This window comes from Sulfuricurvum sp. (assembly GCF_028713855.1).
Classification (GTDB): Bacteria; Campylobacterota; Campylobacteria; order Campylobacterales; family Sulfurimonadaceae; genus Sulfuricurvum.
In genome coordinates this window covers 33,882-49,848 of the sequence record NZ_JAQTNN010000012.1, presented here as the reverse complement: position 1 = coordinate 49,848, position 15,967 = coordinate 33,882, and the positions used below count along the sequence as shown (strand labels likewise).

12 protein-coding genes are annotated in these 15,967 nt (G+C 42.1%); 1 reads left to right on the top strand and 11 read right to left on the bottom strand.

Features of this window, described 5'->3' with window-relative positions:
• Positions 1-4: 4 nt before the first annotated feature.
• The 9 genes from glgB to PHI47_RS10995 form a co-directional block, all read right to left on the bottom strand.
• Positions 5-1,960 carry a 1,4-alpha-glucan branching protein GlgB gene (gene glgB, locus PHI47_RS11035; protein WP_299937201.1) on the bottom strand — a complete coding sequence of 652 codons (1,956 nt, stop codon included), beginning with the start codon at positions 1,958-1,960 and terminating at the stop codon, positions 5-7.
• Entirely contained in the window at positions 1,957-3,429 is a 1,473-nt protein-coding gene (glgA, locus tag PHI47_RS11030) for a glycogen synthase GlgA (RefSeq protein WP_299937198.1), read from the bottom strand. The genes glgB and glgA (PHI47_RS11030) overlap by 4 nt, the downstream gene beginning before the upstream one ends.
• A complete protein-coding gene (locus PHI47_RS11025; protein WP_299937195.1) occupies positions 3,422-4,264 on the bottom strand; it encodes an ROK family protein in 843 nt (280 codons plus the stop codon). The genes glgA (PHI47_RS11030) and PHI47_RS11025 overlap by 8 nt, the downstream gene beginning before the upstream one ends.
• Complete coding sequence (gene glgA / locus PHI47_RS11020; RefSeq protein WP_299937191.1) at positions 4,264-5,682, bottom strand: glycogen synthase GlgA; 1,419 nt, start codon at positions 5,680-5,682, stop codon at positions 4,264-4,266. The genes PHI47_RS11025 and glgA (PHI47_RS11020) overlap by 1 nt, the downstream gene beginning before the upstream one ends.
• Positions 5,675-6,670, bottom strand: a complete 996-nt coding sequence (locus PHI47_RS11015) for a UTP--glucose-1-phosphate uridylyltransferase (RefSeq protein WP_299937189.1) — start codon at positions 6,668-6,670, stop codon at positions 5,675-5,677. The genes glgA (PHI47_RS11020) and PHI47_RS11015 overlap by 8 nt, the downstream gene beginning before the upstream one ends.
• A complete protein-coding gene (locus tag PHI47_RS11010) occupies positions 6,663-8,693 on the bottom strand; it encodes an alpha-amylase/4-alpha-glucanotransferase domain-containing protein (RefSeq protein ID WP_299937187.1) in 2,031 nt (676 codons plus the stop codon). The genes PHI47_RS11015 and PHI47_RS11010 overlap by 8 nt, the downstream gene beginning before the upstream one ends.
• A gap of 8 nt (positions 8,694-8,701) precedes the next feature.
• Entirely contained in the window at positions 8,702-10,693 is a 1,992-nt protein-coding gene (locus PHI47_RS11005; RefSeq protein WP_299937184.1) for a glycoside hydrolase family 57 protein, read from the bottom strand.
• Entirely contained in the window at positions 10,693-13,200 is a 2,508-nt protein-coding gene (locus tag PHI47_RS11000) for a sugar phosphate nucleotidyltransferase (protein ID WP_299937182.1), read from the bottom strand. The genes PHI47_RS11005 and PHI47_RS11000 overlap by 1 nt, the downstream gene beginning before the upstream one ends.
• A 245-nt stretch (positions 13,201-13,445) precedes the next feature.
• Positions 13,446-13,799 carry a sugar phosphate nucleotidyltransferase gene (locus PHI47_RS10995; protein WP_299937180.1) on the bottom strand — a complete coding sequence of 118 codons (354 nt, stop codon included), beginning with the start codon at positions 13,797-13,799 and terminating at the stop codon, positions 13,446-13,448.
• A 276-nt stretch (positions 13,800-14,075) separates the two neighbouring features.
• On the opposite strand from PHI47_RS10995, the gene PHI47_RS10990 reads away from it, so the two are divergent.
• A complete protein-coding gene (locus PHI47_RS10990) occupies positions 14,076-14,501 on the top strand; it encodes a rhodanese-like domain-containing protein (protein ID WP_299937177.1) in 426 nt (141 codons plus the stop codon).
• A gap of 192 nt (positions 14,502-14,693) precedes the next feature.
• Here PHI47_RS10990 and PHI47_RS10985 read toward each other — a convergent pair whose 3' ends face one another.
• Both PHI47_RS10985 and PHI47_RS10980 read right to left on the bottom strand, forming a co-directional pair.
• Complete coding sequence (locus PHI47_RS10985) at positions 14,694-15,092, bottom strand: type II toxin-antitoxin system PemK/MazF family toxin (protein ID WP_299937173.1); 399 nt, start codon at positions 15,090-15,092, stop codon at positions 14,694-14,696.
• 25 nt (positions 15,093-15,117) lie between these two features.
• A complete protein-coding gene (locus PHI47_RS10980; protein WP_299937171.1) occupies positions 15,118-15,942 on the bottom strand; it encodes a TIGR02391 family protein in 825 nt (274 codons plus the stop codon).
• Positions 15,943-15,967 lie beyond the last annotated feature (25 nt).

Sequence of the window (15,967 nt, the reverse complement as noted above, 5' to 3'; positions counted from 1 at the left end):
ATAATCATATAGTGGATAATTGTACCGCGTTATCGGCTGTTTTTCGTTTTAAGTAGACAACCCCTAACGGAGGCAAGGTAACGGTAATCGAAAATTCCCGTCCATGCACCGATTCTTTGATAGCCTCAATGCTTTCCGAATTCCCGATATTCCACCCCTCATAGAGGTACGATTGGGAATTAAATATCTCACAGTAGTTACCCCCATCAAGGACACCCGTCCGATAATGTTCCCGTGTCACGTCTGCAAAATTGCAAATCACATACACATTTTCTTCAGGATTATCGCTTTTTCGGACAAAGCTGATACAGTTGTGACTGAAATCGCTGTCGTCAATCCACTCAAACCCTTCACGCATCACATCATTCATATGTAACGCACGTTCTTCCCGGTACAGACGGTTGAGATCTGAGAGCATCGTGTTCAACCCTTTGTGCAATGGATTTTCCAACAAATGCCAATCGAGTGATTTTTCGAAATTCCACTCCGCATATTGGGCAATATCACCCCCCATAAAGAGAAGCTTTTTACCCGGATGAGCCATCATATAGCTGTACAAAGAGCGTAGATTGGCAAATTTTTGGTTGGTATCCCCCGGCATTTTGTTGATGAGGGAGCCTTTCATATGAACAACCTCATCATGACTCAGCGGAAGCATAAAATTTTCATCAAAGCCGTACCACATGCTAAATGTAAGCTGCTGATGATGGTGCGCTCGGTAAATCGGATCGTAGCTCATGTATTTGAGAGAATCGTGCATCCATCCCATGTTCCATTTGAATCCAAAGCCCAGCCCACCTACATCCACAGGACGGGTCACCATCGGGTAGGCGGTCGACTCTTCGGCAATCATCATAATATCGGAGTGTTCGCCATACAGACTGATGTTGAGCTTTTTTAAAAACTCTACGGCTTCGAGATTAATATCCCCGCCGTATTTGTTAGGAATCCACTCCCCCTCTTCACGTGCATAATTGAGATAAAGCATGGAAGCAACCGCATCGACTCGGATACCGTCTATATGATATTTTTCCACCCAAAACATAGCTGAACTGATTAGAAACGACTGCACTTCATTTCGTCCGTAGTTAAAGATAATACTTCCCCACTCCGGATGGTATCCCTGACGCGGATCATCATGTTCATACAGTGCTGTTCCATCGAAGTTGATCAACCCGTGCATATCGACTGCGAAATGCGACGGAACCCAGTCCATAATGACCCCGATGCCGTTTTGATGAAGGGTATCGATCAAAACCATCAGATCCTGCGGTGTTCCAAAGCGTGCCGTAGCAGCGAAATAGCCGACGACCTGATATCCCCATGATCCGTCAAACGGATATTCGGTAAGCGGCATAAACTCGACATGGGTGTAATGCATCTCTTTTAAATAGTCCACCAGTTCCGTAGCAAGTTCTCGATATGTGAGAGGACGGTTATCTTCCTCTACTTTTCTACGCCATGACCCTAGATGCATCTCATATACACTGATGGGTGCATCGTGGGCATTATATTGATAACGTGAAGCCATCCATGTGCCATCACCCCATCCATAATCCTCTAAGTTCCATACACGCGATGCTGATTTGGGAGGTTCTTCGGCATAAAATCCGAACGGATCGCTTTTATCATGGACAATATTATGGAATTTTGAGACGATATGGTATTTGTAAGTAAGTCCTTGTTCTACTCCGGTAACAAACCCTTCCCAAATACCCGATTCATCTAAGCGCAATTTCAAAGGATGTGCATCGGTACTGTAATCATTAAAATCACCCCGTACACTTACATACGCCGCATTCGGCGCCCATACGGCAAAATAGACCCCCGCATTCCCTTGATATTCCATTGCGTGAGAACCGAGTTTATCGTAGAGCTTTGTGTGCGTTCCTTGCTTAAAGAGGTAGATATCCATTTCACTCAGACGTGAGACCTCATAGCTCATTGGATGTTTCATCATTTCCCTTTTCTCCCGTGAACAATACGATGGTAAAGTGCTTCATATTCACGCGCTGCAACTTCCCAATCGTACCGTTTGGCCATCGCATTAGCACGCATCTGTGCAAACCCGTCAGGATCATTGTACCACGTATGTACAGCCCAGCCTACGGTATTGGTTAGAGCGTCCGGCGATGCATCATAAAATTTAAACCCCGTTCCGTGTTCTCCGTCATTATGATAGTTTTCAATCGTATCATCCAGTCCTCCCGTCGCACGAACGATCGGAAGTGTTCCGTAGCGCAGTGAGTAAATTTGGTTTAACCCGCATGGCTCAAAAAGTGAGGGCATCAAAAACAGATCGCTTCCCGCTTCGATTTGGTGGGCGAGGTCGTTGCGATAGCCGATAAAACAGCCGAATTTATCAGGATACATACGAGCGATATCACTAAAATAGTGCTCTGCCCATTTTTCCCCTGCTCCGAGCATCACGATTTGGATATCCATCTCCAAAAGTCTATGGATAGACGTTGCTATCAGGTCTATACCTTTTTGCTCCGCTAAGCGCCCAACAAGTCCGATAAGAGGAACTTCGGCTCTTTGTGGAAGATTAAAAGTCTGCTGAAGCGCGCTTTTACAAACCCCTTTACCGCTCATATCATCACTGTCAAAGGTATGGGAGATCAATCTGTCAACGGAGGGACTCCATTCGTCATAATCGACTCCGTTGAGGATTCCATGTAATTTATATGAGTTAATATCAATCAAACCGTCCAATCCCCATCCAAAATCATGCGTCCGTATCTCTTGGGCATACTTTGAGCTTACGGTACTGATCGCATCGGCATGGATAAGCCCCCCTTTGAGGAGATTGACCCTTCCGTGTTCTTCAAGCTCGAAATAATGTTCCCATCCGATACCCAAAACGTCCATTAGCCCTTTGTAAAACTTCCCTTGATGCTGCAGGTTGTGGATAGTGAGCAATGAGCCCGTATGGGCGAAGGTTGGATCATAGGCATAGTGCGTATTGAGCATCACAGGGATAGCGGCAGTATGCCAATCGTTCGCATGGATCACATCAGGATGAAAATGGAGTTTTTTGGCCAGCTGCATCACGGCACGCGAGAAAAAGACAAAGCGGTTATCATTGTCGTCGTAGCCCTTTCCATTCTCATCATACAGCCCCATACGTCCGAAATATGCTTCGTGCTCAATAAAATAAATAGGTACATCACAATCCGGAAGGGTCCCTGCATAAACACTTCCCCACATCTCTCCCATCACTCCCATTGGGACTCCGAGTCCTCCCTCTAACATGGTTAAGCCGTATTTTTCACGATCCACGACATAATAGCGCGGCATAACCACCCGAACGTCATGTCCCAGTGCACGAAGCGCTTTGGGCAATGCTCCTGCGACATCGGCCAAACCTCCTGTTTTAGCGAAAGGGACAACCTCCGAAGCGGCAATCAGTATTTTGAGTTTATCCATTAGAATTCTCCAATAATTTTGCACCCGCTAGAGGAGCATTATCTAAAACACTCCTCTCGATTTGCAAGGTTTTCAACGAAGGGTTTAACGCATAGTCTTTTAGGTTTTCGCGTACAAACGGAACTAAATAAGGGTTTTGTTCTACTATTCCCCCTCCCAAAACTAAAATCTCAGGATTAGAGAGGGTCACCAATACACCTGCAGCATGAAGAACGGCCTTTTCAAATTCGGCTGCAATGGAACGTTCTTCTGCAATAATTGAGTTTTTTAACTGTTCAAGATTGGGATTTTGTTCACGCCCATAAAGGGTAAGCCATTTGGATATTCCCGAACCGGACGCATAGAGTTCAATACAATTGCTCCGTCCGCAGCCGCAGAGAAGCGGCGTTTCACGATAGGGAATATGTCCGATCTCAAACGCCATATTACGGCTTCCTCTCACTAATTTCCCCTGATCGATAACCGCAGCGCCGATCCCCGTTCCAACGAATAAAGCGGCGATGCTATCCGATTTCCAGTAAGCCGCTTCAGCGCGAATGGCACAGTTTAGATCATTATCTATTTTCAATGGAATACCGTAACGGGATTTTACCGCTGAAGCAATATCATATTCATCAATATTAATATTAGGAGATGCGACCAGAACCCCTTGATCAACCTGTCCCGCATACGAAATTCCGATAAAAGAGATATCCGGATGCTGAAGCATGACACGATCGATATACGAGAGTAATCCATGTTCTTGAGAACGGATATATTCAGTTATAACATCGTTCTCACTCCATACTTCACTGCGCAGGTGAGTACCGCCGATATCAATAAAAAGTTTTTTCACTAATATAATCTTTCATACAATGTAGAATACGCTTTTGCACTCTCAAACCAGGAGAAATCGGATTTCATATTGTGATTCACAATTCGCTCATAATGTTTTTTCTCCGAGTACAGATCACACGCTCTATGAACAGCACTTAGTAATGCACGGGCAGTCGGTGTGTTAAATACCAATCCATACCCTGCACAACTGTCCTCTTGATATTTTTCATAGCGCTTAACGGTATCGGTTAATCCTCCGACACGGTGCACCACAGGAACCGCTCCATATCTAAACGCGATCATTTGGTTCAATCCGCATGGTTCAAACAAGGATGGCATCAGTAAAAAATCCGCCGCTGCATACATCTGATGCGAGAATGACTCATCATAACCGAAAGTCAGAGAGATGTTTTTATACTGCTTTGCCAAAGTTTCCAGTCCTTCATGATAGCGCTCTTCTCCCTCTCCCAATAGGGCAATATTACACTCACACTCAGCGATTTGCGGCAGTGCCTCGATCAGAGTTTCCACCCCTTTTTGCCCGGTAAAGCGCCCGATGAATACAAAAAGCGGTTTTGTAAGCCCTTTAAGCCCCAAACGCTTCAGCAGATTGGTTTTATTGGCTTTTTTCCCTTTGGCATCCGTGTAGGGGGAAACCAACATCTGATCCGATGCCGGAGAAAAATGTTCCGTATCAATACCGTTGAGTATTCCACTTAGTTTTGAGTGATGAAAATGCAAAAAGCCTTCCAGCCCGCATCCAAACTCATGGGTTAAAATTTCCTGTGCATACGTTGGACTCACGGTAGTCACTTCATCCGCGTAAGCAATTCCCGCTTTCATAAAGTTTACTCTTCCGTAAAACTCTAAAGATCCCATCGTAAAATAACTCCGTTCAATTCCGATGGTCTCTAATATAGAGGATTCAAATATCCCCTGATAGGCTAAATTATGGATCGTATAGATGATTTTTGGTGAGAGTACAGGATCTTTATGTATCAGCAACGCGGCAAGAGCACACTGCCAGTCGTTGAGGTGAACGATCTCATAACATTTTTTCTTGAGTAATGCTGTAATCGCATATGAAAAAATAGCAAATCGTAAAGCGTTATCCTTATATCCCGATTCGGGTGTGCCATATAGAAACTCTCTATCACACAGTATCGGAGAATAGATAAAATAGTATTCATACCCTTCAACACTGCAACTGTAAAGATCGATAGGGTAATCCACTCCTCCCATTGAAATATCAAAGGATTCTCCTAAAGAGGTAATGGAGTGTTTATCTCTATCAATCATACTGTATAGAGGCATCACGACAGTAACGGCATAAAGGTTCTTTAATGCACGCGGTAATGAATATGCAACATCTGCCAACCCTCCACTTTTTGCAAATGGGTACACTTCACTTGCTGCGAATAACATTTTTTTAACCATTATCGTCTCCTCGTAAAAGTTTTGCTGCTAATTCCGGTTCCACCGGATTGATCATCATTTCGGTATTTACTTCAAATCCGCCGAATCTATAAAGTCTGGGCATTATACGAATAATCAAACGATGTGCATTACACTCCTTTGCCTCTTCCCCTAACGGAGGGGTTGATACCCAGAGGTTAAACGCAAATTTGTTTAATTGTTGCGCAAGTCTTTGCAGTACGGAGGATAGCAGCGATGCAAGGGCATCGATATCTCCGTCACTCACCGTATCTATTTGACCGATACAATTTTTCGATCCAATCATAACTTCAAAAGGATAACTACTGGCAAAGGGACAAAACGCGCTAAATTCACCGCATTTATCAACCATCCGTATCTCTGCATCCTCCTCATCACGTATGATGGACTCTATCAAGGAGCTATGATACGTATGGAGATGTTCACGCGTTCGACGATAAAGATCACGCTGTAATTTTGGAACCAGAGGTAACCCTATCAACTGTGTATGAGAATGACTTTGCATTGAACCTGCATCATACCCTTCATTTTTAAAGAGTGCCATAAATGCGATACGGTGATCCCGACGTAAATCATCAACCCTTTGACGCAGTGTTTTAAGCCATGAAACCATCTCATGATGATTCCATTCCACCATCGAGAGACGATGAAGCGGAGTATCAATAATCACTTCATGCGCACCGAATCCGTCCCAATATTCAAATCGTCCGTTATGATGCTGATGAGGTGCTTCGATCGCTACTGCTTTATACAAATTAGCAACAACCCTGGTCTGCCATCCTTTGTGATTACTCAGAGTATCGGATTCACGCAGTGCAAAAATCTCTTTAGGGGTCATGGTTTCATTTCCCTCACAAAACGGACATATCTCCTCTGTTGATTCTGCTTTATTAATATCTGGACGATGAAGGCGCTCAGGAGCGATAATAACATCCGTATCATGCATACGGTCATAACGAATTTCAGACACGTGTGATCTCCAATGTACCCTCTATGGTAAGGGAAAATTCAAAATCAAAGACAAACGCGATACTGAGACATTGAACACTCAGATCAAACCCCTGCTCACTCTGAGAGAGAGTATGCAGCTGAAAATAGTAAGCGTGGCAAGGTTTATCCATACGGAATGTGATTTTTTTCTTTAAAACGGTGTCGATAATTTCAAAACTTTTGATATTGTCAATATTTCCATTTTGTTCTAGTGGTATGCCGTTGATCAGCAGTGTTTCATAATCGGAAAAATGTAGATTATGTTCCATCACATATTTGAATCTACCGGTTGCTTTACTTTCTAATCCAAAAGCGAAGTTGATAGAATCCGAACCGAACGTAAAACGTTTGGAAAGAGTCGCTTTTGCTTTTTCCCCTCGATAAACTCCCCCATTACGAAAAAATGTTATTGAATCTTTGCTCTGAGAGGATTCAAAAGGCTGATTGGCAAAATCGCCGTATTCGCTAAAAGTACAGCGACGAAACGACTCTGCATCAAAACACTCATCGCTGATATGATCGACAAACGAGTTTTTTAAATACCAATCGTAAATAATGGCTTCACGAAGCGTATCGTCAAACGAGCCACTGGCATGATGAATCGTATCAATCCCCTCTTCAATCGGTACACTTTTCTCACACGGTGTTTCAAATAATCGCTTGTGATACGCCTCTTTACGTCGGGTCAATGTGTTCTGGTAATTAAAGCACTTATCCCGAACGTCGAGCTCCACCAGTTGAGCTCCGTGTGCTGCATCAAAACGGGCAATCAGTTTTGAGGTGACCGATTTGTATTTAGGATAACCGTCGAGTTCATTGGTATCACTTACCAATACTTTTTTCTTACCATAGCGGATATTTTCACATTCGATAAGATAGGTATAGGCATTGTCACGCAAATTAGGGAGATATAGCCCTCCAAATACTCCATGCCAGAGCGAATCATTCGTTTGCGCTTTGTGCAAAGGCAATTCAAAATCCCCCTCACCTGCATGAAACGCACGGGAGAGTTCGATGGTTCGTTTGTGCAATCGGTTGGATTCGGGATATTTGACGAAAAAGTTTTTCCAAATTCCCCCTTTGAGAAACTTCACCCCTTCGCGTTCATACCGTTCCAGTCCCATCTCCTCTTTCAATGCCTCAAGAGCCAGAGCATCATCGGCTTTTAGACTCCACTCACCCATTTCATAATACGAAACATTCGGGAGATAGGCAATACCGCGTGGATGACGGGATTTAAAATACTCACCGTAATGACGTGTTTCTATGGATTCATCGGCTAAAACTGTTTGGACAAACTTTTCCAACCACCCTTTTTTATAAACCCATTCATGCGTTCCGGGCCACATTCCAAATTTTTCGGCATCATCGAAAATAATAGCGGCGGAATCTTCTTTCCGATTAAACGATTTTATAGCCAGAAGGGCATTCTCCACCGTTAAAAACGGTATCGCATAGCGAAGCTTTTGGCTAATCGGAAATAACCCCATAGGAACTCCGCCCTCTTCGCTCATATAATACCCGTCCAGCCCTTCGGAATCGAATCCGGCACATTGGAAATGGTAATCATCCATCACCGTATATCCGATTCCGGAACGACTCAAATCGGGGATTAAAGCGGATTCCCAAACCCGCTCGGTGAGCCATAACCCTTGGGGAACTTGCGAAAATCGCTCTTTAATCGAATCGTTCAAACGTCTTATCTGTGCAACCCGATCCTCTGCAGGGATAACGCTCAAAATCGGCTCATAATATCCCGCACTGAAAAACTCAATACTCCCCTTTTGTGCAAGCATAACTATTTTCGCATACAATGATGGTCGTAACTGTTCAATGCGCTCCATAAGCCAACCACTGCAATGAACGGAAAATTTAAAATCGCTATAGCGGCTCATTACTTCGAAAAATGGTTCGTAGCAGGTTTGTATACCCATCTCGATAACCCAGTCAAAATTGTCCACCGGCTGATGCATATGGATTCCAAACAGTAGTGATGTTTTCATCGTTTTCCCTATATAAACCAGTCGGTTATAAAATTTTCATCCAGATCGATCAACAATGACCCATTTGCCGGCAAAATCTGAACTCTTTTTTTCTCTTGTATCAATTCAAATCGCAAATGCACCGACGTATTGCAGTTAAAATGTATACGAGAGACGCCAAATTCCAAACGTTTCGGTAAAGCTGAAGGATCGATGGCGATACGTTTACCCGTCTCTTCAATAATCACTTCAATGTGTACATCAGCAAAAGATTTAAAATCCCCTTCAAAAGCCACATATAGCAATTTATCATCAAACCCATAGTAAATAATATCAACAGGGCCGCGCTTGCGATCCATCGTTGAGAAACCCTTTGTTTCATCGACTATACCGCATCCTACCCAATCGAAAAATGTATTTTTCTCTCTCTCCAAAGAGGGTGAAATCATAGTGTGCGGTTTTTGCCAAGAAGGTTTTTCACCACCATCGGAGATAATCGGAACCAATAAAACAGAGGGGATTTCTTTCTCCATCAAACGATAGATTTGTATTAAATGTTCTCGAAACAATGCATCGAACTCGAATGAAAACTCGGTGTAATGATCTTCGCCATACCACCAAAACCAGTCACTACACTCCGATGCCAGAAGATGATGCTGAATCTCTTTAGATACCTCGTTACTCAGTCCGTATTGTTCCACATCACGGCGCGTCTGAAAAATAAGTTCCCATGCACGATTTTTTTCACGGTGTCCAACCCATGTATCAAACGTTCCATGTATCCAGCTTCCGGGGGCAATATGATCTAAAGGCATTCTGTTAGGCTCACGGGAAACCTCATCCATCGTCATAGTTTTACACCATGAAGACTTCGAAAGCGCTCCATAGAGTCCATAGAAAAAATCCAATCCGTTATTAGGAAAAAACTCCCATGCATTTTCTCCATCTACAATCACAAAAACATGCGGATTTTCCTCTATAAGGACAATCTGGTGAAGGGCTTCCATAAAATGGCTACTCGCATTTGAACCCTCCATGTGCCGATACTCAAATCCAATCAAATCACTCAGTCCGTGATCGCGAAACGCAACCGTAACTCCGTCGTAGTTATAGGGCTTATAGTGCAACGAAGGTGTATCATCATGTAAAGTATGATGCAATATCGCTTCATCCGTAGCTATCCACTTTATGCCGTATTCTCTGTACAGTGCAATACTTTTCTCATCCACTGCTCCCTCTGCTGGCCAGAAACCGCTTGGTTTGCATTGAAAAATGCTTTCATACAAAGCGATCGACCGCTCTATATGCTCACGTGCATCAGTTAGAAGTGAATAAGCCCCCACAGGTAATTGCGTTGAGGCATTGGCACGCGAACCATTTTCCATATCGATTAGTAGCGGCAATATCGGGTGAAAATAGGGAGTCGTTGAAACGGATATAACACCCTGATGTTGCAGATTTGCATAAAACGGAAGTATCTCTTGGACAAAATTGCTCAACGATTCAAGCAATAAATTTTTATCCTCTTGCGTATAGCCTTGATGCTTTAAAAACAATGCTTTAACTTGATTATTATGAATGCGCAGATAGTTCCCACACCACGAGAGTAAAAACAACACTGCCAAATCGATAAGCTCTTCATCCGAAAATGTCTCTTGATAATACAATTCTACATAGCGTTCCATTGGGCGCACCATCGTCTCATATTGCGTTGAGGTACACAGTTTAATGAGCCACTCTCTCTCAGCTTCACTTAAATCACTGGGATGTGAAATCCATAAGAGAAGAAAAGCATCATATTTCAGAGGTTCACGGTAAAGTTGGAGCTGTTCTATCAATGATGCACTGAGATTAAATGTCGCTTTTAGACCCGGATAGCGGCTCATCAGCCACGGCATCTCATAATAATCTTTTATGGCGTGCAAAAATACCCATGGCATTTTCATTACCCCATCACTCCCCCTGTAATCGGGCTGATGCATATGCCAGAAAAAAGAAAGAGTGAGGGGTTTTGGTTTCATTACGCTTTCGCCCACTCCTCGATTTTTCCGGTATACACTTGCGTATAGTGTTGACCTTTTTCGTCATTTCCGGCTTGGATAGTTAGATTTAAATAATCACTGTATTGATCCGGTATCATCAACACCCAGTCATCTTTATCAAGCCATATTTTGACACCGTCTAAGGTAGAAGATTCTTTGCCTTTGGCATCTTCAAGGAACTTTCTCATCATTTTCCCTTTCAATGCCTGTGTACATGGAACCTGAATCGTCGTATAAAAAAACTTCGGAAGCGAAGCAATAATTTCGGAGAGTTTTGCGCCGTGTGTAACGATCATCTCCACTATTTTCAGTGTTGCATACATAGAATCTCTATGGGTTGCAAACTCGGTAAAGGTAAAATTCCCCTCACCGGTAGCTACCAAATCATACGTTTTCATTTTTGATGCTTTGAAGTTCGCGTATTGTCCGCGTTCGATATCGAGATGATCGAAGTAGACAATATCAGCCGCCCACGTTGGTAAAAAGACCCGTTTTTTCTCTCCGGAAGCTTTTGCTTCCATATTGAGCAAACTTAACACCGCGTACAACGATGTCTGCTTTGAAAGTAAGACCCCTTCATCGCTGATAATATCCAGTCTCTGCCCATGCGGATAAAGGAGAAATCCGGCATCGAGATGGAGTGCCCGGATCACAGCTCCCATATCTTCATACGAACGCTTTACCAACGTATTGATATTTGCAAGTCGCTGCTCATCTTCATAGGCATTGAACATAATGTGTTCAACCCCTAAATCATTCAGAATATTGGGGAAAATTTCTGCAGCCAATCCATGCATCACATCCACTGCTATGCGGCAATCAAGGCACTTAAAACGATGTGAGTGTAACACCGACTCCATCCCTTTTTTATACTCGTTATACTCTCGTTTATGATCAAGGGGATGAATCTGCCCGATCTGTGAATAATCGACACGACGGAAGATCTCTTTGAAAAAGGCTTTTTCCACTTTTTTTGCTACATCATTGTTAACACGCAGCCCTTCATGGTTGTAAAACGTAATCACCGTACTGGTTGGATCATCGATTTTTTGATGAAAATGGACACCGGCAGTGTAATGCTCATGGAAAGAGAGACTGCAGCGCATTACGGCTGAGGGGATCGCATTATAATCGACGACATCGACCCCGGCAGAGAGAAGTCCTCCCAAAAATGCCCGCTTGAGCATTCGGGAACTCTTGTCATAATGACGGGAGACAAGTACCGTAGAACCAATCGGAAGCTGTGCACCGAACGATTCAGCCAATTTGGTCGCCATTTCGCAGGAGAGTTCGACATTGGATTTTCCGACTACCATCCCATTTTCAAAAATAGAATTTTTGTATTTACTCCCCAAAATGAGACTGCGGCTAACGATAGCGGCATCTTCGATTACTTTATACGGCCAGATGGTGACATCTTTTTCCATTGTAACCAATTCACCGATTTCACACCCTTCAGCCAAAATCAATCCCGACTTTGCGGTGACATTTTTACCGATATGGTTGTTACTGCAGATAACGCATCCATCGAGTTTGGCATTTTTACCGATCTCGACATCATTCCAAATGACCGAATTAGAAATTTTAGAAGAACTACCGATCGTAACGTTGTCTCCCAAAACAACATTATTCAGTTTTGACCCCCGTTTTACAGTGACATTTTTGCCAATCACCACGATTCCGACCACTTCGACACTATCATCTAAGGTATTGTCTTCTTCGCAGATCAGTACCCCATCGAGGTATTTAACTGCTTCTCCTCCGAGACTGAATTTAATTTTTCCACTGAGGATATCTTCGTAAACATCACGATAACTCTCTGGATTTCCGACATCGCGCCAATACCCCTGCGCGTATCCGGCCATGAGAGATATCCCCTGACGCATCAAAAGGGGAAAAAGGTCTTTAGCAAAATCGAAATTCTCATTTTTAGGAATATAGTTTAAAATTTCGGGCTCTATGATGTAAATACCGGTATTGATCGTATCACTGAAGACTTCACCCCAGCTCGGTTTTTCGAGGAATTTTTCGATTTTTCCCTCATCATTCGCAATAACAACCCCAAATTCGAGGGGATTCTCAACCGATGTGAGGGTAATGGTCAATTTGGAGTGTTTTGCTTTATGGTAATCAAAAATTTGTTGGAAATCAAAATCGGTCACCAAATCTCCGCTGATAATGATGAAATTCTCATCCCCGATAAATTCTTGAGCTTTTTTGACCGCACCTGCCGTTCCGTAATCATCATCCGGAACTACATAAGTGATGTTAATCCCCCACTTGCTTCCGTCTTTAAAATAGTCTTTGATAACTTCGGGCTTGAAATACAGAAGGATAATAAACTCTGTAATTCCCAGATCTCTTAGGCTCACAATGGTGTGTTCCATCATCGGACGATTCATGATCGGTAACATTGGTTTAGGGATTGAATGTGTAAGAGGTTGTATCCGTGTTCCGAACCCGCCTGCCATAACCACTGCTTTCATTATGCTCCTTAGTACGAAAAGATATTTTAAAAAGTTAAGACATTGTTACTAAATCATAACATAATGTTCCATGCAATTCATCAGTTTTTTGAATATTTTTAAACACTATAGATCAATGTAGAGGACGGAAGCATTTAAAGTGTCATTTAGTACCCTATTATACACTTTACCCTATGGTGTCAAATGCGATTCTATCCAACCTCTTTCATGATCTACATCAAACGATATTCCCACAGATTTAGCTACTATGGTTTCATCTTTAATAAGGAAGTGAAAATGAAAAAGATCGCAAGCGTCGTCTTTACACTGGTTTTTATGTCAGCTGGTTTGTGGGCCAATGAAGCCGTTCCGTAATCATCATCCGGAACTACATAAGTGATGTTAATCCCCCACTTGCTTCCGTCTTTAAAATAGTCTTTGATAACTTCGGGCTTGAAATACAGAAGGATAATAAACTCTGTAATTCCCAGATCTCTTAGGCTCACAATGGTGTGTTCCATCATCGGACGATTCATGATCGGTAACATTGGTTTAGGGATTGAATGTGTAAGAGGTTGTATCCGTGTTCCGAACCCGCCTGCCATAACCACTGCTTTCATTATGCTCCTTAGTACGAAAAGATATTTTAAAAAGTTAAGACATTGTTACTAAATCATAACATAATGTTCCATGCAATTCATCAGTTTTTTGAATATTTTTAAACACTATAGATCAATGTAGAGGACGGAAGCATTTAAAGTGTCATTTAGTACCCTATTATACACTTTACCCTATGGTGTCAAATGCGATTCTATCCAACCTCTTTCATGATCTACATCAAACGATATTCCCACAGATTTAGCTACTATGGTTTCATCTTTAATAAGGAAGTGAAAATGAAAAAGATCGCAAGCGTCGTCTTTACACTGGTTTTTATGTCAGCTGGTTTGTGGGCCAATGAACCGGTATTAACCGATGAGACAAAAGCATTGCTCAAAGAAGCAAAAGCGCAGGTAGAGCCTATGGAACCGCAAAAGCTCAAAACACTGATGGCAGAAAATAAAATCATACTTTTGGATGTTAGAGATCCGGATGAGTGGGAAAAAAGTACGATTGATTACGATCGTCAAGTCAAAATTTCACGGGGATTTCTGGAAATAAAATATCCAAAATTAATCCTTGATAAATACACCAAAGAGGATACATTTGTTGTTTATTGCGCATTGGAGCCGAGATCGGTGTTCGCGGCACAGCGATTAATGCAGTTAGGGTTCAAACATGTTACGTATCTTCAAGGCGGATTGAAAAACTTTAATCCTTAAGTACTATGAAGTTCAAACTTCCCAGCTACTGACAAGACTCCAAGGGAGGCTTCTTCGGATAGGTAGCATGGGGCATTTAATAATGAACTTCTACTCTGTCTTTTGTCATAACCTCTTCTTCTAGTAAATACTGTTTAATCATTAATTGTGCTATAATACTTTCATAAATCGCTTTATGCGCTCCCCTTGTTTTCAAGGGGTAACTTCTAGTAATGTTTTTAACTTCCCTTTTACAAGCTCAAAATCATCTTTGTTTATCATCCCTACACGGTAGTGCAATCTTTTTGCATCAAATAATCTAATTTGGCTTAATAACGCGGTGCTGTTGATCCCCTCTTTAAACTCAAAACTGTGATAGAAAATACCTTCTCGTACTGTCTTGGTCAACGGGATACCTAAAAAGAGGCGGGAGCTGAATTTCTTATAGACGAGGACAGGACGCAGGAACTGTTCACCTTTACCGTTTTGCTCAAACCCAACATTCTCACCGATATTCGTCACAAAAATCTCTTTTTGCCGAAAGTTAGCAATTTTTTCGTTGCTTTCTGCGGTCTTTTTAATCTCGTTCCATTCATCGAATCGTTTGCTCACGCTTTCCCCTCTTCGGTATTTTGACTCACTTTATTTGATACATTTTTTTAGCTTCTATCGCTTTGTCTAGCCGACGATGGATCAATGAAATCATTGATAAAATGTCCAAAGCATCTTCTTCCGCTATTTTCCATGTAATTTTTGGGGCGTGTGCTGTCGTGTTTCGGAATGTGCCGAATACACCTTTTAGTAAATTCATAAATCCTTTTTGCTCGCTCTGCTCACTTTCAGATACTAATGAGTTGAGAGCTAAATGAGGAATTTGATTTTTAAATGCAAATGCTTCATCAACTAACTCTGATCCATCACTATTCAAATCGGTTTTATTTCTAATTTTTTCTGCAATACTTTTTGTCGCTTCAAATACCGCATGAAAGTAGTTATCAACGAGAAGTTCTTCTTTACAAAATAGCAATACATCATGATGAACTTTTCGAGCTATAAGGTCTGTTCTAAGTTGTTGTGCACGTGCGGTTGCTTCATTTATTGTGGTTGCTTTTTTTGATTGGACAACTTTTCCATTGTCACCAATCTCATACCCTTCAAAACTCAAAATACGATTGATTTCATATCTAGTATCATTAAACCATTGAGGTCTATTGATATGACGAGCAGGGTTTAACGCATTTTGGAGAAAAGAGAGAATATTGTTAGCACACTTATCTTTTGCTTGTTTATGAACCAATGCTGTATTTAAACGTCGCCATTTTGTAATTGTAGGTTCAACATCAGGTATATTGCTTTCATGCAATAAAGATCCAATCTCTGAACCAGTAAATCCGTTTTGTGTATCTGCAAGAATTTTTGATAGTTGTTCAATAACCGCATTATTAAATAATGATATTGCCATGCTTTTTTTTATCTCCTATTGTCAT